We start from the raw sequence: 23,609 nt of genomic DNA on the forward strand, positions 1-23,609 counted from the left end.
CTACAATCCAGCTACAATCTCCTTGCCTGGCTCCGGCCGCTTCAACATTCCACAAGCCAGCAACCCCATCTCGAACAGCACCCACATCGGCACTGCCAGCATCGTCTGCGAAAACACATCCGGCGGTGTCAGGATCATCCCCACCACAAAGCACCCGACGACCACGTAGGGCCTGCTGCGCCGCAATGTGGCCACATCGGCCAACCCTGCCCAGACCACGATGAACGTCGCCACCGGGATCTCGAACGCCAGCCCGAACGCCAGAAACAGCGCCAGGATAAAGTCCAGGTACTGGCTGATATCGGTCATCATCGCCACGCCGTCCGGCGTCACGCTGGCAAAGAAACCGAACATCATCGGGAAAACCAGGAAGAACGCGAACGCCATGCCGGCATAGAACAAAACGATGCTCGATACCAGCAGCGGCAGGGCAATGCGCCGTTCACGGCGGTACAGCCCAGGCGCCAGAAAGCCCCAGGCCTGATGCAGCAGCAGCGGCATGGCCAGGAACAGGGCGCACATCGCGGTCAGCTTGAACGGTGCCAGAAAGGGCGAGGTGACGCTGGTGGCGATCATGCTCGCGCCTTCCGGCAAAAAGCGCCGTAGCGGCTCGGATATGAGCGTGTACAGCGTCTGGGCAAAGGGGAACAGGCCGGCGAACACCAATGCCACCAGCGCCAGGCAACGCACCAGGCGTTTGCGCAGGTCGCGCAGGTGTTCGGTCAGGGGCATGCTCGCGGCAGGGTCCATGGCAATACTCATGAAGCATTTTCCTTGGGCAGCACGGCCGTGGCCGCATCATTGGCCGGTTCCGCGTTCAGGCTGATGCCCTGGCGGATCTCCTGTTCCAGGCGTTGCAGAGGTGCCTGGTCGAGGTTGGGCATCTCGATTTCGCGCTCCACCTGCGTGCGCAAGGCGTGCATGGCCCGGCGCGCCTGGCCCAGGCCGCGGCCGAGGGTACGGGCTGCCACCGGCAGGCGCTCGGGGCCCAGCACCAATAGCGCGACGACGCCGATCAGCAGCAACTCGCTGAAGCCTACCTCGAACATCAGGCCTGGCGGTCCGCTTGAGATTGCTGGGCCACTTGGCCGTTCAGCGGGCACTGTTGCTGCACGTGCGCCTGGCCAGCGGCGCTGGCGTCATTGTCACCACCCATGGACTTGCGAAAACCCTGGATCGCCTCGCCCACATCGCTACCCAGGCCCTTCAGGCGCTTGGTACCAAACAGCAAGAACACGATCAGCAGTACGATCACCAGTTGCCAGATTCCAATGCCACCCATAGCGACCACTCCTGTAAGGTCATGAAAAGGAAGGGCAATCCTGCCTTGCCTAGATGACGTGCACATGACGAACGGGCATTGCCATCTAGCTGAAACACCCCGCGTGTTGACTGGCGTTTTTATTCCGCGAGCGAGGCACGCACGGATGGGTGGAAGGCAACAGCAGGGTGCGGCCCTGTTGATGGTGATGGTGGTGCTGGCAATGCTGGCGGCGGGCATGGCCTGGCTGGTGGAGGATGGCCGGCGTCAGGTCGACGAAGTGCGCCTGCTGCACCAGCGAGTGCAGGTGCGGGCCATGGAGCAGGCCGGCCTGGCCTATGCCGGGCAGGCCCTGCGGGACCCTGCCTGGCGGCTCAGTCCGCTGTTCTGGCAAGCCTTGCGCGGGCAGCCGCTGAACTACGACTTTGGCGCTGGCCAGGCGCAGTTGCGGGTACGCGACCAGCACACCTGCTTCAATGTAAACGCATTGCTCGGCGCCGACGGCGAACGCGCCGAGCGCCAGTTGCGTTACTTGCTGGGCAATGACATGGCGGCCGAACGCCTGGTCGATGCCCTGGCCGACTGGCTCGATGCCGACAGTGATGCCCGCCTGCAGGGCGCCGAGAGCGCCCAGTACCTGCGTCAGCAACCGCCACGGCTGGCGGCTGACCAGCCGATGCTCGACACCAGCGAGCTGAACCTGTTGCTGGAGCCGGACGCCAGCCGCCAGGCGCGTTACCCGATGCTGTGCGCCTTGCCCCAGACCACGGGTTGGCGGCTCAACGCCAATGCGCTGGGGTTGGAGCATCTGCCTCTGCTGGAGGCGCTGTATGAAGGGCGTTACTCGCGTTCGTTGCTAAGCCGCATTGTCAGCGGCAGGCCGGCGTCGGGGTATGTGGACGCGGCTGCACTGCGCCAGGCGCTGGGGGCGGTGGATGACGAAACGTTCGAACGGTTGAGCGAAGGGCTGCTGCTCAACAGCGGTCATTTTCTGTTGCAGCTGTCGTTCGAGGAAGAGGGGCGGGTGATGCGCAGCGAGTTCCAGGTGGAGGCGCTGGGGGTGGTGCAATGGCATGCCCGGGTGCCCGCGCAGCAAGTGCGGGTGCGTAGCCGGGAGCCGATAGCCTGGTAACGTTCACTGACCTCTTAGCGGGCAAATCCGCCCCTACGCTGGTTCTGTAACCAGTGAGCCCCCGTAGGAGCGGGCTTGCCCGCGAAGAGGCCGGTACAGCCAGCAAAAGTTGGCTGACCGGCACGGGATCAAACGGTCCCGATCTCCCCACCATCAATACGCTGGATCACCACCGTCGAAGCCCGCGGCCGTACGGTAGCCCCAGCCGGCGTCGCATCGGTCGCCTTGTCGGTATACGGCCAGTTGTCCGGGTGTTGAATGTTGACGAACAGCGTCTTGTTGTCCGGGGTAAAGGTAATACCGGTCACCTCGCAACCATTTGGCCCGACAAAGAAGCGCCGCAGGTCCACCTGGTTCTGTGCGTTCACTGGCACCTGCTTGCCGCTGGCATCCACCAGGTCGGTAGGGATCACCGCCAGCAACTGGTCGTTGGTGTAGTCGGTCAAGGTGGTTTCGCCGTTGTCGGTCTCGAACCACAGCACGCCGCGGCTATCGAAGCTCATGCCGTCGGGGCTGGCGAACTGGTTCAGTTCGGTCAGGCCGGAGCGGTTGATGTCGGCGGTGCCGGCAGCGTTGGCGCCGAACACGAAGATGTCCCAGGTAAAGCTCAGTTGGTCGTCGCTGTCGTGCCAGCGAATGATGTGGCCGTGTCGGTTCGGGCCGCGTGGGTTCGCTGCATCGACCTTGTCCGGGGTACGTGCACTGTTGTTGGTCAGGGTCAGGTATACGTCGCCGTTCAGCGGGTTGACCGTGGTCCATTCCGGGCGGTCCATCGGCGTTGCGCCCACGGCATCGCCAGCACCACGGGTGTTGAGGATGATGCCCGGCAGGTCACCATACAGCGCGCCCAGGGTGCTGCCGCCGGTGGTGGCGGTGGCCACGTCCAGCAGCAGCCATACGCCGGTGCCGTCGGCATTGAAGCGGGCCACGTAGAGTTTGCCTTGGTCGAGGTACTTGGCGCCGGTGGCCAGGCGGTCGGCCGGGTTGGCATCAGCGGCGTCCCACACGGCGGTGGACACCCACTTGTACAGGTACTCGTTGTTCGAGTCGTCACCCATGTACCACACCAGCGGCTTGCCGGCGACGGGCAGGCCGGGGGCGCAGCCCTCGTGGCGGAAGCGGCCCAGCGCAGTGCGTTTGGTGGCCAGGGTGCTGTTGTTGTACGGATCGATCTCGACGATGTAACCGTAGGTGCTGGCTTCGTTGCGGTAGTCGTCGGTGGCGCTGGCGCCTTTGACGGTAACGTCGAAGCGGGTGAATTCGTCGTCCACTTCGCTGGCGTCACCGGCAGCGGTTTCCCACTTGTACTGGCCGCTGGAGGTGCCCACGCCAATGCGGCGCTGGTCCTCGGGGCGGGTGCCCTTGTTGACGAAGATGCCCGGCCAGTTCTCTTCGCAGGTCAGGTAGGTGCCCCACGGGGTATAGCCATTGCCGCAGTTGTTGTTGGTGCCACGGCAGTGGGTGCCAGCAGTGGAATACTTGGTCTTGACGTGGTCGGTGCCACGCAGCGGGCCGGTGATTTCCATGCGTGAAGCAGTGGTGAAGCGACGGTTCAGCGGGTCGTTGTCGACCACCTGCCAGCGGCCGTTGATTTTCTGCAGGCGTACCACGCCAGCACCGTGTGCGTTGATTTCCTTGCGCACTTCCTCAACCGGGCGCTTGCCGTTGACATCGGTAGTGGGGCCGGCCGGGTGCAGGGCGGCGGTATCGATGTACTCGAAATTGATTGCCAGCAGGCCGTCTTCCGAGCTGCCGTTGATGGGGAAGAAGTGCATGCCGTCGTGGTGCATGCCCATGGCGTTGGCCTGGTCGGTCGAGGTGTTGCTGCCGTCGGACTTCCACGGGTTGCCGTTGCTGTTCAGTGGCGTGCCCCAAGGCGCCAGCACATAGGCGCTATAGCCGGCGGCGACCACACAGGCGTCGGTGCGCGAGCCTGGGATGGACTGGAAGCCTAGCGCCAGTTTCGGCACTTCCGGCTCGGTGACTGGCGGTTCGGTCACCGGTGGCTCGGTGACCGGATCATCGTGATCGGAACCACCACCGTCGAAGCAGCCTGTCAGGCCGGTACCGGCGATCATGGCGATGGCGGCGCCCAAGCTGCCGCGCATCACGCTGCGGCGGCTCAGGTAGGCGTCCATGACGTTGGCCATCGGCAGGTTGCCGCTTTGGTTCCGGTCCAGGTTGTCGCCGGTATCTCGACTCATCAGGTTGTCCTTATGTTGGCTGAGTTGGAAGAAACCGCGACTGTAAGGCGCAAGTGTGATGATTCCTTGGCAGAAATGTTAACGAGCTTTTAAAACTTCCGGTTCTTGGATGGGTGTTCTAAAGATCGAATTGGAATTGCTGTCGGATTTCTGCCATCAAACTGTAATGCCAACGCCGCAACATCCGGGACCCTGAATGGACGTGGATAAGGATGGCGATGCGATGGCGAGCAGTGTGCACAGGCGCGAAGTGATCGGCTGGATGGGTATCGGTGCCTTGGCACCGCTGCTCGGCGCCTGCACAGCCTTCCCAGGGCAGCAGGGCGGCAATGCCCAGCTCGACTTGCTGTACGTCGCCGATACCCTCGATGCCCGCCAACCTGGCCAGGCGGTGGTACCGGCTACCCGGTTGGGGCCGGTCAGCCACTTGGGCCGTGCGCCCTGGATGACCGGCCGCAGCGCCAGTATCGCCTACCCGCAACTGGCGCCGCTGCTCGATGCCCGCCAGGCAACGACAGCCCAGCTGGGCGGTTATGCGGTGCTCGCGGCGTTGCTGGAACAACTGCGTGGCGAGGCCGGTGCGGGCAACAGCCTGACCCTGGAGAACGGCCAGGGCTGGAATGGCAGTGGCCTGGCGTACCTGACCCAGGGCGAAAGTGGTGTGCAAGGCAGCCAACTGCTGGGCATCGAAGCGCGGGTCAGCAGCGATGAGCGTGTGCTGTGGCCACAACGCAGCACGGGCCTGTATCGCCAGGCCAGCGCCATTACCCTCGGCGCCGGGCTGGCTGACGCACAACGCCAGGCACTGGGTGTGCAAGCCCTGCACGTTTTCGAGCGCGGCGGTGCCCGTATCGCAGTGGTCGGCGTGACCGACCCGTACGCCCAGGATCAGAAAGCCTCACTTAAACAGTGGTACCAGTCTCTGCTGCCGGTATTCGAACAAGCCCGGCACGAGGCTGACCTGGTGGTGGCCATGGCCGATGCAGGCACGGGCCCCGGCCTGTGGCTGGCTGAACGGGTGCCGCAAATCGACGTGCTGTTGTGCGCCCGTGGTCAGGACCTGTGGCCCGCGCCGGTCGAGGTCACCCAGGCCAGCGGTCGCCGCGTACCGGTGCTGTTTGCCGGCTGCCGGGGCAGCGGTGCCTTCCGCCTGCGCTGCCAGCGTGTGGCCGGCCAGTGGCAGTTCGACGGGCGTTTTTTCCCGGCCTTTGAACAGCAACTGGCGCCTGCCGCGCAGCTGCGTGTCGCGCAATTGCAGGCGCAACTGCGCCAGCAACGGTCCGGCCACGCGGCCTGGCTTGACCAGCCGCTGGCCCGCGCGCCTCAGGCCTTGTGGCGCCGCGATACCCGTGGCGGCAGCTGGGACTGCCTGCTGCATCAAGCCTTGGCCGACGATAGCAGCATGCCCGTGTTGCTGCCGGGCTTGCGTTATGACTACCCGCTGGCAGCGGGGGCGGCCATTACCCGCGAACATCTGATCAGCCTTACCGGAGGCTACCCCGCGCCAGTGGTCGAGGCACCGGCCCGGCAGGTTGAGCAAGTGCTGGAAAACGCCGCTGAACAATTGTTCGGTGACCCGCTGCTGCTGGACAACAGCCAGGACCTGCCGCGCTGGCAGGGCCAGGCCTGGAGCGTCAGCTACAGCCCGCAAGGCAAGCGCATCACGGGGTTGGAGCCGGTGCAAGGCCTGTGCCGCACCTTTGGCCTGCAGTTCGAAAGCCAGGCCGGCGAGCCACTGTGGCAGCGGGTCGAGGCCTGGCTCGCCCGCCAGCCTGAGGATTGGCAACTGGCGCCGCTGCAACTGCCCGAAGTGCGTTACGTGCAGGGGCACCCAGGCTGGCACCCACGGCAATTGGCCTCGTGATGCTTACCTCGCGTCTGCTCACCGGCGCTGGCCTGACCCTGGCCGGCTGGCTGTCTGCGCAGTGTGTGCTGCAGTTGAGCCGGCAGCCACACCCGGCCACGGCGCCTGCGGTGGCCGACAGCCCGCTGCCCGGGCTGATGGTTGGTCACTGGCAGGCGCCGCCCGACGACGGCGCCATCACCATCACTCGTCTGCCGCTGCAATACCTCGGCGGCCTCAAGGCCCAGCCATTGGCCGCCAGTGTGGTGGTGCTGCGCTACGGCGAGCAAGTGCGCACCCTGGCCCGCGGTCAGCGCCTGGCGCCAGGGATCGTGCTGCAGGACATCGACAGCGATGGCCTGATTTTCAACAACCAGGGGCGGCGTGAGCGCCTGCCCTGGCCGCCACGCCCCGCCGTGACCGGCTTCAAGCGGCAAGGATGAACGATGCCTGTTAGATACTGCATGGCAGCTGCGCTGAGCCTGGCCTTGTCCATGGCCTATGCCCAAGAGCCGGTGTTCGATGACAACGGTACGCCGATGTACGAAGTGAATTTCGTCGATACCGAACTCGGCGAGTTCATCGACAGCGTGTCGCGCATCACCGGCACCACCTTCATCGTCGACCCCCGGGTCAAGGGCAAGGTCACCGTGCGCACCGTCGACCTGCACGACGCCGACGCCATCTACGACATCTTCCTGGCCCAACTGCGCGCCCAGGGCTATGCCACCGTCGACCTGCCCAACGGCAGCGTGAAAATCGTGCCCGACCAGGCCGCGCGCCTGGAGCCGGTGCCAGTGGAGGCGGGCGGGCAGCAAGGCGAGGGCAGCGACAGCGTGGCCACCCGCGTATTCAGCGTGCGCAACGCCGCCAGCGAACAGGTACTGGGCATCCTCAAACCGCTGATCGACCCACGGGTTGGGGTTATTACACCGTACCCGGCGGCGCACCAGTTGGTGGTGACTGACTGGCGCAGCAACCTCGAACGCATCGCCAGCCTGCTGCGCCAGCTCGACCGCCCTCAAGAGGCACCGGGCAGCGGCAGCACCCAGGTGATCTACTTGCGCCATGCCAATGCCGGTGAAGTGGTCAAGGTGCTGCGAGGGCTCAGCCAGGAAGGGGCGGTGCCGGCTGAAGGCGCGGGTGAGGCAGAGGGCAAGGACCGGCCGGTGATGCCAGCCTCCGGTGGCCCGGGCATCCGCCTGGAATACGAAGAAGGTACCAATGCCGTGGTCATGGTCGGCCCCGACAGCGAGCTGGCAGCGTACCGGGCCATTGTCGAGCAACTGGACATTCGCCGTGCCCAGGTGGTGGTCGAAGCGATCATCGCCGAGGTGTCCGACAGCAGCGCCCAGGAGCTGGGCGTGCAGTGGCTGTTCGCCGACGAGAAGTTCGGCGCCGGTATCGTCAACTTCGGCAGTAACGGGGTGAATATCGCCAGCATCGCCGGCGCCGCCGCCAGTGGCGACAACGAGGCCCTGGGCGATCTGTTGTCCACCACCACCGGTGCCACGGCGGGCATCGGCCATTTCGGCGGTGGCTTCAACTTTGCCATGCTGGTCAACGCGCTGAAGGGCAAGAGCGGCTTCAACCTGCTGTCCACGCCCACCTTGCTGACCCTGGACAATGCCGAGGCATCGATCCTGGTCGGCCAGGAAGTGCCCTTCGTCACCGGCTCCGTGACGCAGAACAACGCCAACCCGTACCAGACCATCGAGCGCAAGGAAGTCGGGGTGAAGCTGCGCATCAAGCCGCAGATCAATATCGACAACAGCGTGCGCCTGGACATCGTCCAGGAGGTGTCGTCGATTGCCGACACCAGCTCGGCCAGCGACGTGATCACCAACAAGCGCGAGATCAAGACCAAGGTCATGGTCGAGGACAACGGCCTGGTGATACTTGGCGGCCTGATCAGCGACGAGTTGAGTACCAGCGACCAGCGTGTGCCACTGCTCGGCGACATTCCTTATCTTGGCCGGTTGTTCCGCTCCGATGCCACCCGCAATACCAAGCAGAACCTGATGGTGTTCATCCGCCCGCGTATCCTGCGCGACGGGCCGAGCCTGGCGGGCCTCAGTGAAGACAAGTACCGCACCCTGCAGCAGACCACACCGCTGCAGTTGCCGGACCTTGCAGAGGGCACGCGGCTGTTGCAGGTATTCCCCGCCAGCCGCGCACGCCTGGAAGGCGGTGACTGGTGATGCTGCCCTATCGCCAGGCACGGCAGAGCGGAGTGGCCATGGCCCCGGCAGAGCAGGGCTGGCAGCTATGGCTGCGGCCCGACGCCGACAATGCCCAGTTGCAGGAGTTGCTGCGTGTGCATGGCCAGCCAAGCCTGTTCGAATACCTGGAACCTGCGCTGTTCGACGAGCGCCTTGGCCAGCTGTACCAGGCCGGCGATGCCGCCACCGAAGCGCTGATCGAAGGCATTGGCGACCAGGTCGACCTGGATAGCCTGATGAGCGAGATGCCGCGCATCGAAGACCTGCTTGAAAGCGACGACGAAGCCCCGGTGATCCGCCTGATCAACGGCCTGTTCGGCCAGGCGCTACGGCTGCGCGCCTCGGACATCCATATCGAGACCTTCGAGCAGAGCCTGGTGGTGCGTCTGCGGGTCGATGGCCACCTGCGTGAGGTGCTGCGCCCTCCACGTGCGTTGTCGGCCATGCTGGTATCACGGATCAAGGTCATGGCCCGCCTGGACATTGCTGAAAAGCGTCAGCCCCAGGACGGCCGCATCACCTTGCGCGCGGCGGGGCGCGAAGTGGACGTACGGGTCTCGACCTTGCCCGGCATCCACGGCGAGCGGGTGGTGATGCGCGTCCTCGACAAGCAGGCCAGCCTGCTGGCGCTGGATAACCTGGGCATGCCGGCAGCGGTATTGCAGGGCCTGCGCAGTTGCCTGGCGCGGCCCAACGGCATCGTGTTGTCCACCGGGCCGACCGGTTCGGGCAAGACCACGACCCTGTACGCCAGCCTGAACAGCCTCAACGATGGCAGCCGCAACATCCTCACCGTCGAGGACCCGGTGGAGTACGCCATCGCCGGCATTGGCCAGACCGCCATCAACCCGCGTGCCGGGCTGACGTTTGCCAGTGGCCTGCGCGCCATCCTGCGTCAGGACCCTGACGTGATCATGCTCGGCGAAATCCGCGATCAGGAGACTGCGCAGATCGCCGTGCAGGCCAGCCTCACCGGCCACCTGGTGCTGTCGACCTTGCACACCAACAGTGCGGTAGGCGCAGTGACCCGCCTGCGCGACATGGGCATCGAGCCCTTCCTGATCGCCTCGTGCCTTCGCGGCGTCCTGGCCCAGCGCCTGGTGCGGCGTTTGTGCAGCTGTGCCATGGCGCACCCGCTACAGGCTGCCGAGCGCGAGCTGTGGCCCGAGCTGGCGGCGCTGGACAGCACTTATCACGCCGTGGGTTGCGAGCAGTGCCAGGGCAGCGGTTATATCGGGCGACTGGGGCTGTACGAATTCATCGAGCTGGACGCTGGGCTCATCGGCCTGTTGTACGACGGCGCCAGTGAGCTGGCCATGCAGGACTATCTGGCTGACCGGCGCCAAAGCCTGGTGGCGATGGCCAGCGATTGCCTGGCCCGCGGTGAGACCAGCCTGGCCGAAGTGCTGCGCGTGGTGCAGGGCTAAGGCATGCCGACCTATCGCTACCAGGCCGTTGACCTCGCCGGCAAATCGCACAAGGCCAGCCTGCAGGCTGACAGTGAACGCCACGCCCGCCAGCTGTTGCGCGAGCAGGGCCTGTTCGCCCGACAGTTGCAACGTCATGACGCCGGCAGCCGACAACCCCGACGCCAGCGCCTGAGCCGCGCCCAGCTGTGTGAGCTGACCCGTCAGTTGGCCACCTTGACCGGGGCCGGCATTCCCTTGGTCGATGCCCTTGCCACCCTTGAACGGCAACTGCGTCAGCCTGCCCTGCACAGTGTGCTGGTGGCCTTGCGCGGCTCACTCGCCGAAGGCCTGGGCCTGGCCCGCAGCCTGGCCCGGCAGGGGGCACCGTTCACTGGCTTGTACTGCGCGCTGGTCGAGGCCGGCGAACGTTCCGGGCACCTGGCCCAGGTGCTGACCCGCTTGGCCGACCACCTGGAGCAGGTGCAACGCCAGCAACACAAGGCCCGCACAGCGCTGATCTACCCCGCTGTGCTGATGGGTGTATCGCTGGCCGTGGTGATTGGCCTGATGACGTTCGTCGTGCCCAAACTCACCGAGCAATTCGCCCATGCCGGGCAAAGCCTGCCGCTGATCACCTCGTTGCTGATCGGCCTGAGCCAGGGGCTGGTGCACGCCGGGCCGTGGTTGTTAGGGGTGGCGCTGTTGCTCGGGGGGCTGGCTGGCTGGTTGTTGCGCAAACCGCACTGGTGCCTGCGTCGCGACCAGCTGCTGCTGCGCCTGCCGCGTATTGGCAACCTGCTGCAGGTGCTGGAAAGCGCGCGCCTGGCGCGCAGCCTGGCGATTCTCTGTGGCAGTGGCGTGGCCCTGCTCGAAGCCTTGCAAGTGGCCACCGAAACCATCGGCAACCGGCGTATCCGCCTGGCCATGGAGCAGGTGCGCCAACACGTGCAGGGCGGCACCAGCCTGCACCGTGCGCTGGATGCCAGCCAGCAATTCCCGCCGCTGCTGGTGAACATGGTCGGCAGCGGCGAGGCCAGCGGCACCCTGGCGGACATGCTCGAGCGCGTGGCCGACGACCAGGAGCGCGGCTTTGCCCGCCAGGTCGATACCGCCATGGCGCTGTTCGAACCCCTGATGATCCTGGTGATGGGCGCCGTGGTGCTGTTCATCGTGCTGGCGGTGCTGCTGCCGATCATGCAACTCAACCAGGGCCTGCAATTGTGACGACAAGGAGTATTGCCATGCAGCATCGACGTAACCGCCAACGCGGCTTCACCCTCATGGAGATCATGGTGGTGATCTTCATCATCGGCCTGCTGATCGCCGTGGTGGCGCCCAGCGTGCTGGGCAACCAGGACAAGGCCATGAAGCAGAAGGTGATGGCCGACCTGGCCACTCTGGAGCAGGCGCTGGACATGTACCGGCTGGACAACCTGCGCTTCCCCAGCAGCGAACAGGGCCTGGCCGCGCTGGTGAAAAAGCCGGCTCAGGAGCCAGTGCCTCGGGCCTGGCGCAGTGATGGCTACGTGCGTCGCCTGCCGGAGGACCCGTGGGGCACCCCGTACCAGTACCGCATGCCCGGCGAACATGGCCGGGTCGATGTGTACTCGTTGGGCGCCGATGGCCTGCCGGGCGGCGAAGGCCAGGATGCCGACCTGGGTAACTGGGCGCTGTAACGGTGCGTCATCAGCGCGGCTTCAGCCTGATCGAACTGTTGGTGGTACTGGCCATTGCCGGGCTGATGACCGGGCTGGCGGTGGCCGGCCTTGGCAACGGCCAGGCCAGTGTCGAGCAGGCCTTGCAACGGCTGGCGGTCGAGGTCCGCAGCCAGGCCGCGCTGGCCCGGCATGCTGGGCAACTGCGCGGGCTGCGCTGGAATGGCCAGCGACCGGAGTTCGTCCGCCGCGAGGGCAATGCCTGGGTGGTCGAAGCGGTCCCGCTCGGCGACTGGCCCATGGGCCTGCACCCGGACTGGCCGGCCAGCCCGCAACCGCGCGTACTGTTCACGCCGCATGGCTGGGCGCAGGCGGGTAGCGTGCGCTGGCGCTGGGCCGATGGCAGTCAGCAATGGGCCTGGAGCCGCACCGATGGCATGTGGGTCGTGCCATGAATCAAGCACAGCGTGGTTTCACTCTGCTGGAGGTGACCGTAGCCCTGGCAATCGCTGCTGTGCTGGCGGTGATCACCAGCCAGGTACTGCGCCAGCGGCTGGCAGTGCAGGACAACCTGCAACAGCACCGCCTTGGCCTGTTGTGCGCGCGTGAGCTGCAAGCCCGCTTTGCCGTCGAGCAGTACTGGCCCGCCGAAAACCAGGTAGCCGGCAAGCTCGGCCAAGGTGGCCAACTGTGTCACTGGCAATTGCAACTGCGCCGCACCGGCGTGCGAGACCTGCTCCGTGGCGAACTGCAATTGTTCGCCGACCGCGATCAGCGCCTGCCACTGGGCCAGTACACCGTGTTTCTGGAGCGCCCATGAAACACCGCCAAACCGGCCTGACCCTGATCGAACTGATGGTCGCTCTGGCCCTGACAGCCGTGCTTGGCATCATGCTGGCCGCCCTGGTCAACGGCTGGCTGAAGGTGCGCGAACGCCTGCAGGACACCACTCGGCAAACCTCGGTGCTGGACTTTTGCCTGGCCCTGGAGCGGCGCTTCGACAGCCCGGTGCTGCGCCGTGTCTACGACCAGCGTCTGCCGCTGGCCAGCCGTTGGCTGGACTGGCAGCCCGCCAGCAACCAGTTGCTGTGGGTCGCCAGCACCGGCCTGCCGGCAGCCGAAGGTGGCTCGCGCCTGCAACGCCAGCGTCTGCGGTTCGAGGCCCGCGAGCAACGTCTGTTGCTGGAAAGCTCGGCGGACTTGTACGCCGCCGCCGCCCCGCGCTGGGTACAGCGCGAACGACTCGACCAGGTCAGTGCCATGAACGTTCTGTACTACCAGGGCGGCCGCTGGCTGGCCTGGCCTTCTGACCAACCGGTGCACCCAGGCCGTGGTGTGCGTCTGGAACTGCTGCGTGATGGAGCCCCTTATGTCTGCACCTTCGCCCTCCCATGGGGGCGCTCATGAAACTTGAATGGCGGCGGCGTACGCCGGCCCAGGCGTGGCTGCTGCTGCGCCCGGGTGCTGTCTGGCATTGGGCGCTGGTTCAGGACGGTATTTTGCAAAGCCAGGGGCAGGGCGAGCCACCGGCCAACCCGCAGGCCCATGTTGCGCTGGTCCTGCCTGCCGAGGCGTGCAGCCATTTTCGCGTGCCGGCCCCGCCCGGGCTCAAGCGCGAAGAGTGGCCTTTGCTGCTTGAGGATCGCTTGCTGCAGGCCCCGCATGAGGTGGCCTGTGCTTGCCTGGCCCGTGAACCCGGGTACCTTCGTCTGCTGGTAGTGGCGCGTCAGCAGCTGGATGACTGGCGTGGCCAATGCGCCGAATGGGGCTTGCAGACGGTACGTTGCTGGGCGGAGCTGCAGCTGCTGCCATCACCCGAGCCAGGATGCGCCTGGCAATGGCAACGCACCCCCGGCATGTCGCTCTACAAAGGCTTGGCCGAAGACGGACAGGAGCACTGGCTGGCGTGGCCTGATGCCTTGGGTGGCGTGCCGCAGCCACCGTGGGCAGGGCTGCACAAGACGTCGCTGAGCGGCAATTGGCCAACCGTATTTGCGCCGCTCGACACAATGCCCGGCCTGTTCGACCGCGCCCGCAAGGTGCGCTCGTTGCCGGCGGCGTCCCGCCAGCAGCAGCGGCTGCTGGCAGCTTGCCTGGTGTTGGCCATCGTTTGGGGTGGCCTGTGGTTGAGTCAGCAATGGCGTCAGGCGCAACTCTGGCGTAGCCAGGTCGTTGCCGTGACCGGCGAGCAGGCCAGCCCTCGGCACGCGGCACAGGCCCTCAAGCGCCTGCGCGAGAGCGTACTGCAGCAGCAACTGCGTACACGTCAGCTCGACGACCTGCAGGCTCGCTTGCAGACCTGGCTGCGTGACAACCCCGGCTTGCGCCTGCAAGCGGTGCGCTTCGATGGTCAGCGTTGGCACCTGCGCCTGGAGGGCGAGGGCAGTGCGCCGCCATGGCCTGATATGGCGGCTGCCGCTGGCGCCACAGTGCAGGTTCAAGATGGCCAAGTGATCTTCGACCTGGGAGCAGCCTCATGAACCGGGACTGGCTACAGCGTCATCGCTTCACGTTCGCCTGGGGACTGATCGCCCTGCTGCTGGCCTTCCTGGCCCTGCGCGAAGTCGTTGCGCAATGGCGCGTGCTTGGCCAGTGGCGTGTGCTGGCCGAACAGGCGGCCAGCCTGCAAGCCGGGCCCGGTTTGAACCTGGAGCGGCTACGTCAGTCGGCCCAGGCCCGTGGGGTCGAACTGATCGAAGTCGATACGCAAGGCAAGGCCTGGCAACTGCGTGGGCAGGTGGCCGATGAGCGCATGCTGCAAGGCTGGGTGCAGAGCCTGCGTGCAGAAGGCGCATTGCCGTTGCAATGGGGGCTGGAGCAGCAGGGCAAGGCTTTGCGATTCGACCTGGTGGTGCAGCCATGAGCCGCAGTGCAGCAATGGCCTGGGTGCTACTGGTATTCGTGCTCACGCTGTTTATCGAGCTTCCGGCCAATTGGGTGGTGCGTGCGTTCGGCCTGCCGGTACGCGATGTCGGTGGAAGCCTCTGGCAAGGGCAGGCACAACAATGGGGGCCGGTCGGGCCTTTGCGCTGGACGCTGCAGCCCTGGCGCTTGCAGGCGAATGCGCAAGTGGGGTTCCAGGGCCAGGCCTGGCAGTTGCGCGCAGAAGGCTGGCCTTGGCAGTGGCGGCTGGAGGCATCAGCCAAGGGGGCTTTGGCGACGGTCTCGACGGATTATCGCCTGGCCGGCCAGTGGCAGGGGGGGGTGAGGATGCAGGGGGCAGGGCGCCAATGCCAGGCCAGTGAAGGCCGCGTGATCGTAACCGACCTAGCCCTCAGCGACCCTTGGTCCCTGGGCCTTGGGCACGGCTGGCTGGAAATGGATTGCCGCAGTGGCTGGCACCTGCGCGGGCAGTTGGCGCAGCAAGGGCAACATCAACTGACCGTGGATGCCGACCTGCCAGGACGCCGGGCGCAGGTGGTGTTCCAGCTGCAGCCTGAAGCGCAGTTGACGCCATTGTTGCGTGGGGCTCAATGGCTCGGGCCGCAGGCCCTGGCGGGGCAGCGAGACCTTCGTTGGTAAGTAACAACGTGGCGTGGCGTCCTGTAGATAGGCTGTTGGCGGTCGAGCTTTTCTGAGGTGCTTGGGGCTGAACCGCTTGGTCGTATCAAAAGGGGGCATACCCGCGAAGCAGGCGGCGCGTTGCGTTTCACCGGCTGCGCCGGTGTTCGCGGGTGAACCCGCTCCTACAACGGCCTGTGCCCAACCACCGATTTGTGTCCAACCGCCGATTTGTGCCCAACCACCGATTTGTGTCCGTCCCCGATCAGTGTAGGAGCGGGCTTGCCCGCGAAGACGGCAGATCAGGCAATCACGATCACTCGTCGTCCGCAGTCCCGTTGGCCCGCCAGTAGGCTGCAGCCTTTAGCGCATCTTCCGGCACCCCTTTCTCCAGCAACAACGCCTTGGCCTGGCGAGTCAGGGCTTTTTCCAGCGCCACCCAGGCATACAGCCGGCCTTGCGGCAAGCTCAGGTTACGCACCAGTTCCAACAAGTCTTCCTCTTGGCGACGTACCCAGATCACTTCCACCTGCGCCTTGCTTGGCAGCGGCTGGCGCTCGTGCTCGTCTTCGATCTGGATCACTGCCAGCACCTGGCGGCCCGCCGGCAACTCCTCCAGCCGACGGCCTATGGCCGGGATGGCAGTTTCATCACCGATCAGCAGGTAGCTGTCGAAAATATCCGGCACCACCAGCGAGGCCCGTGGCCCTGCGATGTCCAGGGTTTGCCCAGGCGCGGCTTGCGCGGCCCAGGTAGAGGCAGGGCCGTCGCCGTGCAGCACGAAGTCGATGTCCAGCTCATGTGCCACCAGGTCGATGCGCCGTGGTGTGTACTCGCGCATGGTGGGCCGCGCGCCACCGTCCTTGCCCAGGTTACGGGCCTCGATGGCCTGTCGTTGCTCCGGCGTTTCGGCGAACAGCAGCTTGATATGGTCGTCGCTGCCCATGCTGGTAAAGCCTTGCAGCTCGGCACCCCCCAGGGTGATGCGGCGCATGCGCGGGGTCAGCTCGGTGACCCGCAGCACCTGCAGACGGCGCTGGCGGATCTCGTGGTTTACGCGGTGAATGGTGTCACTCATGGGGCGTCTCCCTGAAAGGTTCGGTGGGCCCGGAGGCGATGGCCTTGGCGGTATGGTTGAGCAGGTCACGGACCCGTTCGATTTCTTCCACTGTCCAGCGGCCGCTGTGCATGTGCAGTGCATGGCGCAGGTTGCCGACTGCTTCATGTATCTCTGGCGGGCGGTCGTGGCCGCGCAGGGCGCGTTTGCTGACTTCGATGCGCATGCGCACGCCATCCAGGGCCACTGCCTGATCCGCCAAGGCGCTGCGGCCGGCATCGGTGATGGCGTAGAGGCGTTTGCTGCCTTGTACCTGGCCGCTGATCAGTTCGGCCTCTTCAAGGAAGTTCAGCGTCGGGTAGATCACCCCTGGGCTTGGGCTGTAGCTGCCGTCGAACAGATTTTCGATCTGGCGGATCAGGTCGTAACCGTGGCCGGGTTGCTCGGCCAGCAAGTCCAGCATCAGCAGCTTGAGGTCACCCGGGGCGAAGACACGCGGGCCGCGCTCGCCACGGGCGGGGCGCCGCTCGAAGGGATCATGAGGGGGATGTTCGCGCATAGGAATAGGGCTCCGTCGTTTGCGATATATCGTAAGATATTACTCAAGATATATCTAAAGACAAGCCCTTCAATGCTGATGATTATCATCTACTGCGCCGATGTGTTCCCGCCCGGTTGCGGTGTGTGCAGGGCAACCTGTGGCGGCTTGCACTCATTCGGGTTGCCCGGCTGCAGGTAAGGCATGAGGATCGGTGCCATGCCCTTGAGCACCTGCACCGGCAGCGCCGAGGTAAATTTGAACGCTTCTGCCGTGCGACCCGGCACGAAGGCGGTCAGCGTGCCGAAATGGTTATCGCCGAGGAAGAACACGAAGGTGGCGGTGCGGTTCAGCGAGCGCGAGCCGATCAGCCGGCCGCCGGCGCCGAAACTCTCGATTCGGTTGTCGCCGGTACCGGTCTTGCCGCCCATCACCAGTGGCGTGCCGTCCTGCAGCTTGAAGCTGCCGGAAATACGCCGCGCGGTACCTGCATCGACCACTTGCGACATGGCGCCTTTGAGTGCACGCGCCACTTCGACTGGCAGAATTCGCACGCCCCGGTCCGGGTCTGTGATCAACTTGGTCTCGTAGGGTGTGTTGGCTGCAAAGTGCAGGGTGTCGATGCGCAGGGTAGGCAGGCGAACACCGTCGTTCTGGATGATCCCGACCAGTTCGGAGAGGGCAGCGGGGCGGTCGCCGGAGCTGCCGATGGCGGTGGCCAATGAGGGCACCAGGTGGTCGAATGGATAGCCCACGCGTTTCCAGCGTTGGTGGATATCAAGGAAGGCTTCGATTTCGACCATGGTGCGGATGCGGCTGTCACGTGCGCCCTGGTGGCGGCTCTTGAACAGCCAGCCGTATACCTCCTGGCGTTCGAAACGACTGGCGTTGATCATCTCGGTCAGTGTCGAGCTTGGGTTCTTCAGCAGGTAGCCAAGCAGCCACAGGTCCAGCGGGTGGACCTTGGCGATGTAACCCTGGTCGGGCAGGTCGTACTTGCCGGGGCCGTAAGCTGCGTACATCTCTGACAGACGGCCATCGGTCAGTTTGCCCAACACGGCCTTGTCGCCCTTGAGGTGGGCACGCACGAACGCGTTGAAGGTTTCCTGGCTTGCCTCGGGGAACAGGTAGCGGTGTACCGCCGCCAACCGCTGTGGGGTCACGCGCATGCTGTCGAGGAAGGTGTCCAGGCGTTGTTGCGAGGTTTTACGCTGGTACTTCTTCCAGAAGCGCATCAGGTAGTTGGTGCCTTCCTTGTCGGCAAAGCGCGCAAGGTACTCCTGGCGGCGCGGGTCGGCATCGTCCTTGAGCAGCGGCACGCGGTTGTACGGCTGCTGGTAAGTCACGTAGCGCACCAGGTCGCGCATCAGGCGGATGAACGGCAGGTTGATCGACTCGCGCAGTGCATCCTTGAGTGTCGGGTTGCGGTTGTTGTCTTCCTTGCGGAAGTTGTTGAACACATGCATCCCGCCACCGGTGAAAAACGCTTCACCGGTGTTGGCCGAGTACTTGCGCTCGAGCGCGGCGTCGAGCATGGCGTCAAGGCTCTGGTTCTTGCTGTTCTGCGCCAGCCATTCCAGCGACCATTGCGTGATGCGGTCGAGTTCGGCCACTTCGACCTTCTTCAGCTCGGCGGCAGGTTTGCCAGCGTACTTGTCGTGCAGCTCGGCGATAATTTCAAGGTAGGTGGTCAGTACCCGCAGCTTGGCGGTTGAGCCCAGCTCCAGCTTGCTGCCTTCGTTGATGTCGAAGGGCTGGTTGGTGCTGTCGGTCTGCACCCGTACCCGCGAGCCATCGGCGGTGCGTTCGAACAAGGTGAAGCTGTAGCTCACCTGGTCGGTGGTCTTGGCAGTGAGCAGCCGCTCGCCGATCAGGCCTATCTGTGCGGCAAACTCCGGGTCGGCAAGGTTTTTCAGGTACTGGCTGACCTGCAGCTGCAGGTCGGCCTGCAAGGTACTGGTGGCTGACAGGTCGAGGCGGTCGAGGTCGTACAGCGGGCGATTGAGCATGGCCGACAGGCGGTTGCGCGCCAGGCTGATGCCCTTGTTGGTGATGATCGGCACGATGGTCGGCTGCGCGACCCAGTCGCGGTACACCGCCTTGCTGGCCAGCGCGGCATCGGCCAGCGGCTGATCGATGACCTTGTTGGCGGCAAGCAGCCGAATGTGCGAATCGGTGAGCTCGGCCAGCTCGACCCGGCCCTTGGACAAGTAATGCGAGGGGCGGCGCTGGGCAATCATCAGCGACAGCACCTGGCGCAGGGCCAGGCCACGTGCGGCCATGCTCTGGGGGTCGGTGGCGGTGGCGTTCAGGGCCTGGTTGACCTGGTCGAAGTCGGCGCCGTACCACACCCGCAGGCCCTCGGCCATGCCATGTACCTCACCATGCCCAGGCACGGCCGACAGCGGTACGCTGTTGAGGTAGTCGCGCACGATGCGCTGGCGTGCCTCGGTGGTGTCGGGGCCGCCCTGGTAGGCACGCACGCTGGCAGAAATCATCTGCCGGATTTTCTCCGCGCCCGACACCGTCAGGCCGTCGGGTGAGTGGCGATATTTCTCCAGCTGTGTGGCCAGGGTGCTGCCGCCGGCAGACTGGCCGGGCAGGACCAGGTACTTGGCGACCTGGCTGTAGGCGGCCTTGGCAAAGCGTGGCCAGTCCACTGCCGGGTTGTTACGTGGGTCCTGGGTATCCAGCAGGTCGCGGTTTTCGATGAACAGCAAGCTGTTGACCATCACGGGAGGGATCGCTGCAAAGTCCGGGTACAGGTGCTGGGGGTAGTTGTACTGGTACAGCGTGTCGCCACGGCAGTCGGTGATCGACAGGCCGGCCTGGATTTTCTCGATATAGGGCGCGAACAGCCCATGATCGACGTAATTCATCAATGCGGGTGAGAACTTCACCTGTTCGCTGATGAGGTAGTCGCGCTTGAGCAGGCGTGGCAGGAATTCACCCAGGGCGCTATAGCCCAGGCGTTTGTCGAACGGCCCGTCACCGGGGTAGATGATGGCATCGCTGGGACCGGGTTGCAGCGAATAGGTCAGTGTACTGGCCAGTTTGCTGAACTCGCGCGATTGCAGTTCAGAGGTACGGAATTCGTCATACGCGGCAACACCGATGGCTACCAGCGCCACCAGCAGGATGAGGATGATCAGCCGCCACCATAGCCGACGCTGACGGGGGGACTTGGGTTGTGGCGTCTCGGCCGGAGGTATCTCGGGTGCTTCCGTTCTGCTTGGTTCCGATTGCCACAGTGCGCCCATAATCTTCTATCCGGCCAAGTATTTTCGTCTTGCTTGTCTGAAGCTTAGACGTTGAGTGGATAGGGTGAAAAATTTGTAAGAAGTAGGAAAAAGTCATGTGGGGCTATGCGGCTTTGGTGTGGGTTCCTTCAACGGACGATGTTGTTATGGTGCCCTGGCGATTTTTGGGGCGTGTAGCGGCCCCAGAGTTCTAGCCAAATTTCTGCATATATACAGTGAAAACACCTACAACGGTCTTCCTATACTGCTCGCCCCCTTCGCCCTGCCGGGCGCTCTAGTCCGGCACATGGGCCGGCCCACAAGGCCAGCCTGGCAAGCCAACGCCACGCCTATCGGCATGGTCGCGGCTGCACGAAGGTCAAATCCAATAACAAAATGAGGTTGTATTGCTATGCCAGTCGGCAACCACTCTGCCCACGGCCAGGCCACTGAAGGCGGCCCGCTCAAGCGTGAACTGGGCGAACGGCACATCCGCCTGATGGCGCTGGGCGCCTGTATCGGTGTCGGTCTTTTCCTCGGTTCGGCCAAGGCGATCGAAATGGCCGGCCCGGCCATCATGTTGTCCTACATCATCGGCGGCCTGGCCATCCTGGTGATCATGCGCGCCCTTGGTGAAATGGCCGTGCACAACCCTGTCGCCGGCTCGTTCAGCCGTTATGCCCAGGATTACCTCGGCCCATTGGCGGGCTTCCTGACCGGCTGGAACTACTGGTTCCTGTGGCTGGTGACCTGTGTTGCCGAAATCACGGCAGTGGCCATCTACATGGGCATCTGGTTCCCCGACGTTCCGCGCTGGATCTGGGCCCTGGCGGCGCTGGGCAGCATGGGCGCGGTCAACCTGGTGGCGGTGAAGGCTTTCGGTGAGTTCGAGTTCTGGTTCGCGCTGATCAAGATCGTCACCATCATCGCCATGGTTCTTGGCGGCATCGGCATCATTGCCTTCGGCTTTGGCAATGACGGTGTGGCAGTGGGGATCTCCAACCTGTGGAGCAACGGCGGTTTCATGCCCAATGGTGTGACCGGCGTGCTGATGTCGCTGCAGATGGTGATGTTCGCCTATCTGGGTGTGGAAATGATCGGCCTCACCGCCGGTGAAGCACGCAACCCGCAAAAGACCATTCCGCAGGCCATCGGCTCGGTGTTCTGGCGCATCCTGCTGTTCTACGTCGGTGCGTTGTTCGTGATCCTGTCGATTTACCCGTGGAACGAAATCGGTAGCCAGGGCAGCCCGTTCGTCATGACCTTCGAGCGCCTCGGCATCAAGACCGCTGCCGGCATCATCAACTTCGTGGTCATCACGGCGGCGCTTTCGTCGTGCAACGGCGGCATCTTCAGCACCGGGCGCATGCTCTATAGCCTGGCACAGAACGGCCAGGCCCCGGCGGCCTTCGCCCGCACCTCGAAGAACGGCGTGCCACGCAATGCGCTGCTGCTGTCGATCGGCGCGTTGCTGCTGGGCGTGCTGGCCAACTACCTGGTGCCAGAAAAAGTCTTCGTCTGGGTGACCTCGATCGCCACCTTCGGTGCGATCTGGACCTGGGTGATGATCTTGCTGGCGCAGTTGAAGTTCCGTGCCGGCCTTACCACTGCCGAGCGCAAGGCACTGAAGTACCGCATGTGGCTGTGGCCGCTGAGCTCGTATCTGGCACTGGCCTTCCTGGTGCTGGTGGTGGGGCTGATGGCGTACTTCGAGGATACGCGTGTGGCCCTGTACATCGGCCCGGCGTTCCTGGTGTTGCTGACAGTGCTGTATTACACGTTCCGCCTGGCGCCGAAAGACGCGCAAGGTGTGACGAGTACAGCCTCCTGACCTGACGTGGGGCCGCTTCGCGGCCCCAGCGTTCTCTCAGGCCGCCACGTCGCTGTGCGGCTCGAAACTGTCCGCCCGGGCCAGTTGCCACATCCGCGAATAGAACTGCCCGTTCACCTCGCCGGTCAGCAGCTCACCTGGCTTCAAGAACACATGCATCTGCGAGAACAGCTTGATTTCGGTGGCCGAAATGCGCCGCACCAGGTGCTTGGCCTCCAGTTGTGCCGGATGCTCCAGGCCTGCCGCCGCCAGCATTTCTGCCAAGGCACGCAACGTGTTGTGATGGAAGTTCAGCACCCGCTGGGCTTTGTCGGGCACCACCAGCGCGCGCTGGCGCAGCGGATCTTGCGTGGCCACGCCGGTCGGGCATTTGTTGGTGTGGCAGCTTTGCGACTGGATGCAGCCGATGGCGAACATGAAGCCGCGTGCCGAGTTGGCCCAGTCGGCGCCAATGGCCAGCACGCTGGCGATGTCGAAGGCGCTGACAATCTTGCCGCTGGCGCCCAGCTTGATCTTGTCGCGCAGGTTCAGGCCGACCAGGGTGTTGTGCACGAACAGCAGGCCTTCACGCAGTGGCACGCCGATATGGTCGGTGAACTCCACGGGCGCTGCGCCGGTGCCCCCTTCCTTGCCATCGACGACGATGAAGTCGGGCAGGATGCCGGTTTCCAGCATGGCCTTGGCGATGCCCATGAATTCCCACGGGTGGCCCAGGCAGAACTTGAACCCCACTGGCTTGCCGCCGGACAGCTCACGCAACTGGGCGATGAACTGCATCATTTCGATCGGTGTCGAGAAGGCGCTGTGGCGCGACGGTGAGATGCAATCCTCGCCCATCAGCACGCCACGGGTTTCGGCAATTTCCTGGGTGACCTTGTGTTTGGGCAATATGCCGCCATGGCCGGGTTTGGCGCCCTGGCTCATCTTGATCTCGATCATGCGCACCTGAGGGCTGCGCGCCTGGGCGGCGAAGCGTTCGGGATCGAAGCGCCCATCTGGCGTGCGGCACCCGAAGTAGCCGCTGCCCAGTTCCCACACCAGGTCACCACCGTGCTCGCGATGGTAGGGGCTGATGCTGCCCTCGCCGGTGTCATGGTGGAAATTGCCCAGCTTGGCGCCCTGGTTGAGCGCACGGATGGCATTGGCGCTGAGCGAGCCGAAACTCATGGCCGAAATGTTGAAGATCGACGCGGAATACGGCTGGCTGCACTGCGGCCCACCGACGATGACACGGAAGCTGGTCGGGTCAGCCAGCGGTGCCGGGCGCATGGAGTGGCCGATGAACTCGAAACCGGATTCATATACGTCGATCAGGGTGCCGAAAGGTTTGTCCGAGGCTTCGTTCTTCGCCCGGGCATACACCAGCGAGCGCTGGGCGCGGGAGAAGGGCAGGGCATCGCTGTCGGACTCCAGCAGGTACTGGCGGATTTCCGGGCGAATGGCCTCGACCAGATAGCGGATGTTGCCGAGAATCGGGTAGTTGCGGCGTACGGCGTGGCGGTGCTGCAGCAGGTCGAACAGGCCGATCAGGCTGAGAATGCCTGTGGTCAGGGTGAACGGCCACAGCCATTCGTGGTGGCTGAAGGGGAGGCTCGCCAGGGTGAACAGCACACAGGCGGCGAAGAAGGCATAGCGACTGAGAAGTGACAGGCTCATACAGGGTCCTTGCGATGGCGCGGTCAGGCTCAGGGCCTGGGGGCAAACCCCGACCATAGCC

At 64.6% G+C, this 23,609-nt stretch carries 22 protein-coding genes; 14 read left to right on the top strand and 8 right to left on the bottom strand.

Going from position 1 to position 23,609, the window contains the following annotated elements; translation table 11 throughout:
- The 3 genes from tatC to tatA are packed head-to-tail and all read right to left on the bottom strand — an operon-like array spanning position 1 to position 1,282.
- A complete protein-coding gene (gene tatC, locus PRJ_RS05510; RefSeq protein WP_010952216.1) occupies positions 1-762 on the bottom strand; it encodes a twin-arginine translocase subunit TatC in 762 nt (253 codons plus the stop codon).
- A complete protein-coding gene (tatB, locus tag PRJ_RS05515; protein WP_003255013.1) occupies positions 759-1,049 on the bottom strand; it encodes a Sec-independent protein translocase protein TatB in 291 nt (96 codons plus the stop codon). Before tatB ends, tatC begins: the two co-directional genes overlap by 4 nt.
- Positions 1,049-1,282 carry a twin-arginine translocase TatA/TatE family subunit gene (gene tatA / locus PRJ_RS05520; RefSeq protein WP_104960883.1) on the bottom strand — a complete coding sequence of 78 codons (234 nt, stop codon included), beginning with the start codon at positions 1,280-1,282 and terminating at the stop codon, positions 1,049-1,051. The genes tatB and tatA overlap by 1 nt, the downstream gene beginning before the upstream one ends.
- A 145-nt stretch (positions 1,283-1,427) precedes the next feature.
- On the opposite strand from tatA, the gene gspK reads away from it, so the two are divergent.
- Entirely contained in the window at positions 1,428-2,393 is a 966-nt protein-coding gene (gene gspK, locus PRJ_RS05525) for a type II secretion system minor pseudopilin GspK (RefSeq protein WP_003255010.1), read from the top strand.
- 128 nt (positions 2,394-2,521) lie between these two features.
- Here gspK and PRJ_RS05530 read toward each other — a convergent pair whose 3' ends face one another.
- Positions 2,522-4,597 (bottom strand): PhoX family phosphatase, encoded by a 2,076-nt coding sequence (locus PRJ_RS05530; protein WP_104960884.1) that lies wholly within the window; start codon positions 4,595-4,597, stop codon positions 2,522-2,524.
- A 223-nt stretch (positions 4,598-4,820) separates the two neighbouring features.
- Between PRJ_RS05530 and PRJ_RS05535 the strand changes: the two genes are divergently transcribed.
- The 12 genes from PRJ_RS05535 to PRJ_RS05590 are packed head-to-tail and all read left to right on the top strand — an operon-like array spanning position 4,821 to position 15,248.
- Entirely contained in the window at positions 4,821-6,461 is a 1,641-nt protein-coding gene (locus tag PRJ_RS05535) for a lipoprotein UxpA (protein ID WP_104960885.1), read from the top strand.
- Entirely contained in the window at positions 6,461-6,883 is a 423-nt protein-coding gene (locus tag PRJ_RS05540; protein ID WP_049588493.1) for a pilus assembly protein PilZ, read from the top strand. The genes PRJ_RS05535 and PRJ_RS05540 overlap by 1 nt, the downstream gene beginning before the upstream one ends.
- 21 nt (positions 6,884-6,904) lie before the next feature.
- Complete coding sequence (gspD, locus tag PRJ_RS05545; RefSeq protein WP_104960886.1) at positions 6,905-8,641, top strand: type II secretion system secretin GspD; 1,737 nt, start codon at positions 6,905-6,907, stop codon at positions 8,639-8,641.
- A complete protein-coding gene (locus PRJ_RS05550; protein ID WP_104960887.1) occupies positions 8,641-10,089 on the top strand; it encodes a GspE/PulE family protein in 1,449 nt (482 codons plus the stop codon). The genes gspD and PRJ_RS05550 overlap by 1 nt, the downstream gene beginning before the upstream one ends.
- Positions 10,090-10,092: 3 nt before the next feature.
- Complete coding sequence (gene gspF, locus PRJ_RS05555; RefSeq protein WP_010952223.1) at positions 10,093-11,295, top strand: type II secretion system inner membrane protein GspF; 1,203 nt, start codon at positions 10,093-10,095, stop codon at positions 11,293-11,295.
- A gap of 17 nt (positions 11,296-11,312) precedes the next feature.
- Complete coding sequence (gspG, locus tag PRJ_RS05560) at positions 11,313-11,747, top strand: type II secretion system major pseudopilin GspG (RefSeq protein WP_004575677.1); 435 nt, start codon at positions 11,313-11,315, stop codon at positions 11,745-11,747.
- Positions 11,748-11,749: 2 nt separating this feature from the next.
- A complete protein-coding gene (gspH, locus tag PRJ_RS05565) occupies positions 11,750-12,181 on the top strand; it encodes a type II secretion system minor pseudopilin GspH (protein ID WP_064493212.1) in 432 nt (143 codons plus the stop codon).
- Positions 12,178-12,546, top strand: coding sequence for a type II secretion system protein GspI (locus PRJ_RS05570; protein ID WP_104960888.1), 369 nt, complete (start codon positions 12,178-12,180; stop codon positions 12,544-12,546). Before gspH ends, PRJ_RS05570 begins: the two co-directional genes overlap by 4 nt.
- Complete coding sequence (locus tag PRJ_RS05575; protein ID WP_104960889.1) at positions 12,543-13,133, top strand: type II secretion system protein; 591 nt, start codon at positions 12,543-12,545, stop codon at positions 13,131-13,133. Before PRJ_RS05570 ends, PRJ_RS05575 begins: the two co-directional genes overlap by 4 nt.
- Complete coding sequence (gene gspL, locus PRJ_RS05580; protein ID WP_223843558.1) at positions 13,130-14,206, top strand: type II secretion system protein GspL; 1,077 nt, start codon at positions 13,130-13,132, stop codon at positions 14,204-14,206. Before PRJ_RS05575 ends, gspL begins: the two co-directional genes overlap by 4 nt.
- Entirely contained in the window at positions 14,203-14,589 is a 387-nt protein-coding gene (gene gspM, locus PRJ_RS05585; RefSeq protein ID WP_104960891.1) for a type II secretion system protein GspM, read from the top strand. The genes gspL and gspM overlap by 4 nt, the downstream gene beginning before the upstream one ends.
- A complete protein-coding gene (locus PRJ_RS05590; protein ID WP_104960892.1) occupies positions 14,586-15,248 on the top strand; it encodes a general secretion pathway protein GspN in 663 nt (220 codons plus the stop codon). Before gspM ends, PRJ_RS05590 begins: the two co-directional genes overlap by 4 nt.
- A 295-nt stretch (positions 15,249-15,543) precedes the next feature.
- On the opposite strand, the gene PRJ_RS05600 is transcribed toward PRJ_RS05590, so the two are convergent.
- From PRJ_RS05600 to PRJ_RS05610, 3 genes are all read right to left on the bottom strand, one after another.
- A complete protein-coding gene (locus tag PRJ_RS05600; RefSeq protein WP_020192406.1) occupies positions 15,544-16,305 on the bottom strand; it encodes a siderophore-interacting protein in 762 nt (253 codons plus the stop codon).
- Positions 16,298-16,843, bottom strand: a complete 546-nt coding sequence (locus PRJ_RS05605) for a PadR family transcriptional regulator (protein ID WP_003254989.1) — start codon at positions 16,841-16,843, stop codon at positions 16,298-16,300. Before PRJ_RS05605 ends, PRJ_RS05600 begins: the two co-directional genes overlap by 8 nt.
- Before the next feature lie 89 nt (positions 16,844-16,932).
- The gene (locus PRJ_RS05610; RefSeq protein WP_104960893.1) at positions 16,933-20,082 is read right to left on the bottom strand and encodes a transglycosylase domain-containing protein; all 3,150 of its coding nucleotides are present in this window, start codon (positions 20,080-20,082) and stop codon (positions 16,933-16,935) included.
- A gap of 391 nt (positions 20,083-20,473) precedes the next feature.
- Between PRJ_RS05610 and PRJ_RS05615 the strand changes: the two genes are divergently transcribed.
- Positions 20,474-21,892 carry an amino acid permease gene (locus PRJ_RS05615; RefSeq protein WP_003254987.1) on the top strand — a complete coding sequence of 473 codons (1,419 nt, stop codon included), beginning with the start codon at positions 20,474-20,476 and terminating at the stop codon, positions 21,890-21,892.
- Between the two features lie 36 nt (positions 21,893-21,928).
- On the opposite strand, the gene PRJ_RS05620 is transcribed toward PRJ_RS05615, so the two are convergent.
- Complete coding sequence (locus PRJ_RS05620; protein WP_104960894.1) at positions 21,929-23,548, bottom strand: FMN-binding glutamate synthase family protein; 1,620 nt, start codon at positions 23,546-23,548, stop codon at positions 21,929-21,931.
- Positions 23,549-23,609 lie beyond the last annotated feature (61 nt).

The organism is Pseudomonas sp. XWY-1 (genome assembly GCF_002953115.1).
Taxonomy (GTDB): Bacteria; Pseudomonadota; Gammaproteobacteria; order Pseudomonadales; family Pseudomonadaceae; genus Aquipseudomonas; species Aquipseudomonas alloputida.

Bases quoted from the DNA above. Each gene is read 5' to 3' on its own strand.
- tatA (WP_104960883.1), bottom strand. From the start codon at position 1,282: ATGGGTGGCATTGGAATCTGGCAACTGGTGATCGTACTGCTGATCGTG.
- PRJ_RS05610 (WP_104960893.1), bottom strand. From the start codon at position 20,082: ATGGGCGCACTGTGGCAATCGGAACCAAGCAGAACGGAAGCACCCGAG.
- PRJ_RS05605 (WP_003254989.1), bottom strand. From the start codon at position 16,843: ATGCGCGAACATCCCCCTCATGATCCCTTCGAGCGGCGCCCCGCCCGT.
- PRJ_RS05550 (WP_104960887.1), top strand. From the start codon at position 8,641: ATGCTGCCCTATCGCCAGGCACGGCAGAGCGGAGTGGCCATGGCCCCG.
- gspL (WP_223843558.1), top strand. From the start codon at position 13,130: ATGAAACTTGAATGGCGGCGGCGTACGCCGGCCCAGGCGTGGCTGCTG.
- gspM (WP_104960891.1), top strand. From the start codon at position 14,203: ATGAACCGGGACTGGCTACAGCGTCATCGCTTCACGTTCGCCTGGGGA.
- tatC (WP_010952216.1), bottom strand. From the start codon at position 762: ATGAGTATTGCCATGGACCCTGCCGCGAGCATGCCCCTGACCGAACAC.
- gspF (WP_010952223.1), top strand. From the start codon at position 10,093: ATGCCGACCTATCGCTACCAGGCCGTTGACCTCGCCGGCAAATCGCAC.
- PRJ_RS05540 (WP_049588493.1), top strand. From the start codon at position 6,461: ATGCTTACCTCGCGTCTGCTCACCGGCGCTGGCCTGACCCTGGCCGGC.
- PRJ_RS05530 (WP_104960884.1), bottom strand. From the start codon at position 4,597: ATGAGTCGAGATACCGGCGACAACCTGGACCGGAACCAAAGCGGCAAC.
- PRJ_RS05590 (WP_104960892.1), top strand. From the start codon at position 14,586: ATGAGCCGCAGTGCAGCAATGGCCTGGGTGCTACTGGTATTCGTGCTC.
- PRJ_RS05620 (WP_104960894.1), bottom strand. From the start codon at position 23,548: ATGAGCCTGTCACTTCTCAGTCGCTATGCCTTCTTCGCCGCCTGTGTG.
- PRJ_RS05535 (WP_104960885.1), top strand. From the start codon at position 4,821: ATGGCGAGCAGTGTGCACAGGCGCGAAGTGATCGGCTGGATGGGTATC.
- gspG (WP_004575677.1), top strand. From the start codon at position 11,313: ATGCAGCATCGACGTAACCGCCAACGCGGCTTCACCCTCATGGAGATC.
- PRJ_RS05575 (WP_104960889.1), top strand. From the start codon at position 12,543: ATGAAACACCGCCAAACCGGCCTGACCCTGATCGAACTGATGGTCGCT.
- PRJ_RS05570 (WP_104960888.1), top strand. From the start codon at position 12,178: ATGAATCAAGCACAGCGTGGTTTCACTCTGCTGGAGGTGACCGTAGCC.
- gspK (WP_003255010.1), top strand. From the start codon at position 1,428: ATGGGTGGAAGGCAACAGCAGGGTGCGGCCCTGTTGATGGTGATGGTG.
- PRJ_RS05600 (WP_020192406.1), bottom strand. From the start codon at position 16,305: ATGAGTGACACCATTCACCGCGTAAACCACGAGATCCGCCAGCGCCGT.
- tatB (WP_003255013.1), bottom strand. From the start codon at position 1,049: ATGTTCGAGGTAGGCTTCAGCGAGTTGCTGCTGATCGGCGTCGTCGCG.
- PRJ_RS05615 (WP_003254987.1), top strand. From the start codon at position 20,474: ATGCCAGTCGGCAACCACTCTGCCCACGGCCAGGCCACTGAAGGCGGC.
- gspD (WP_104960886.1), top strand. From the start codon at position 6,905: ATGGCAGCTGCGCTGAGCCTGGCCTTGTCCATGGCCTATGCCCAAGAG.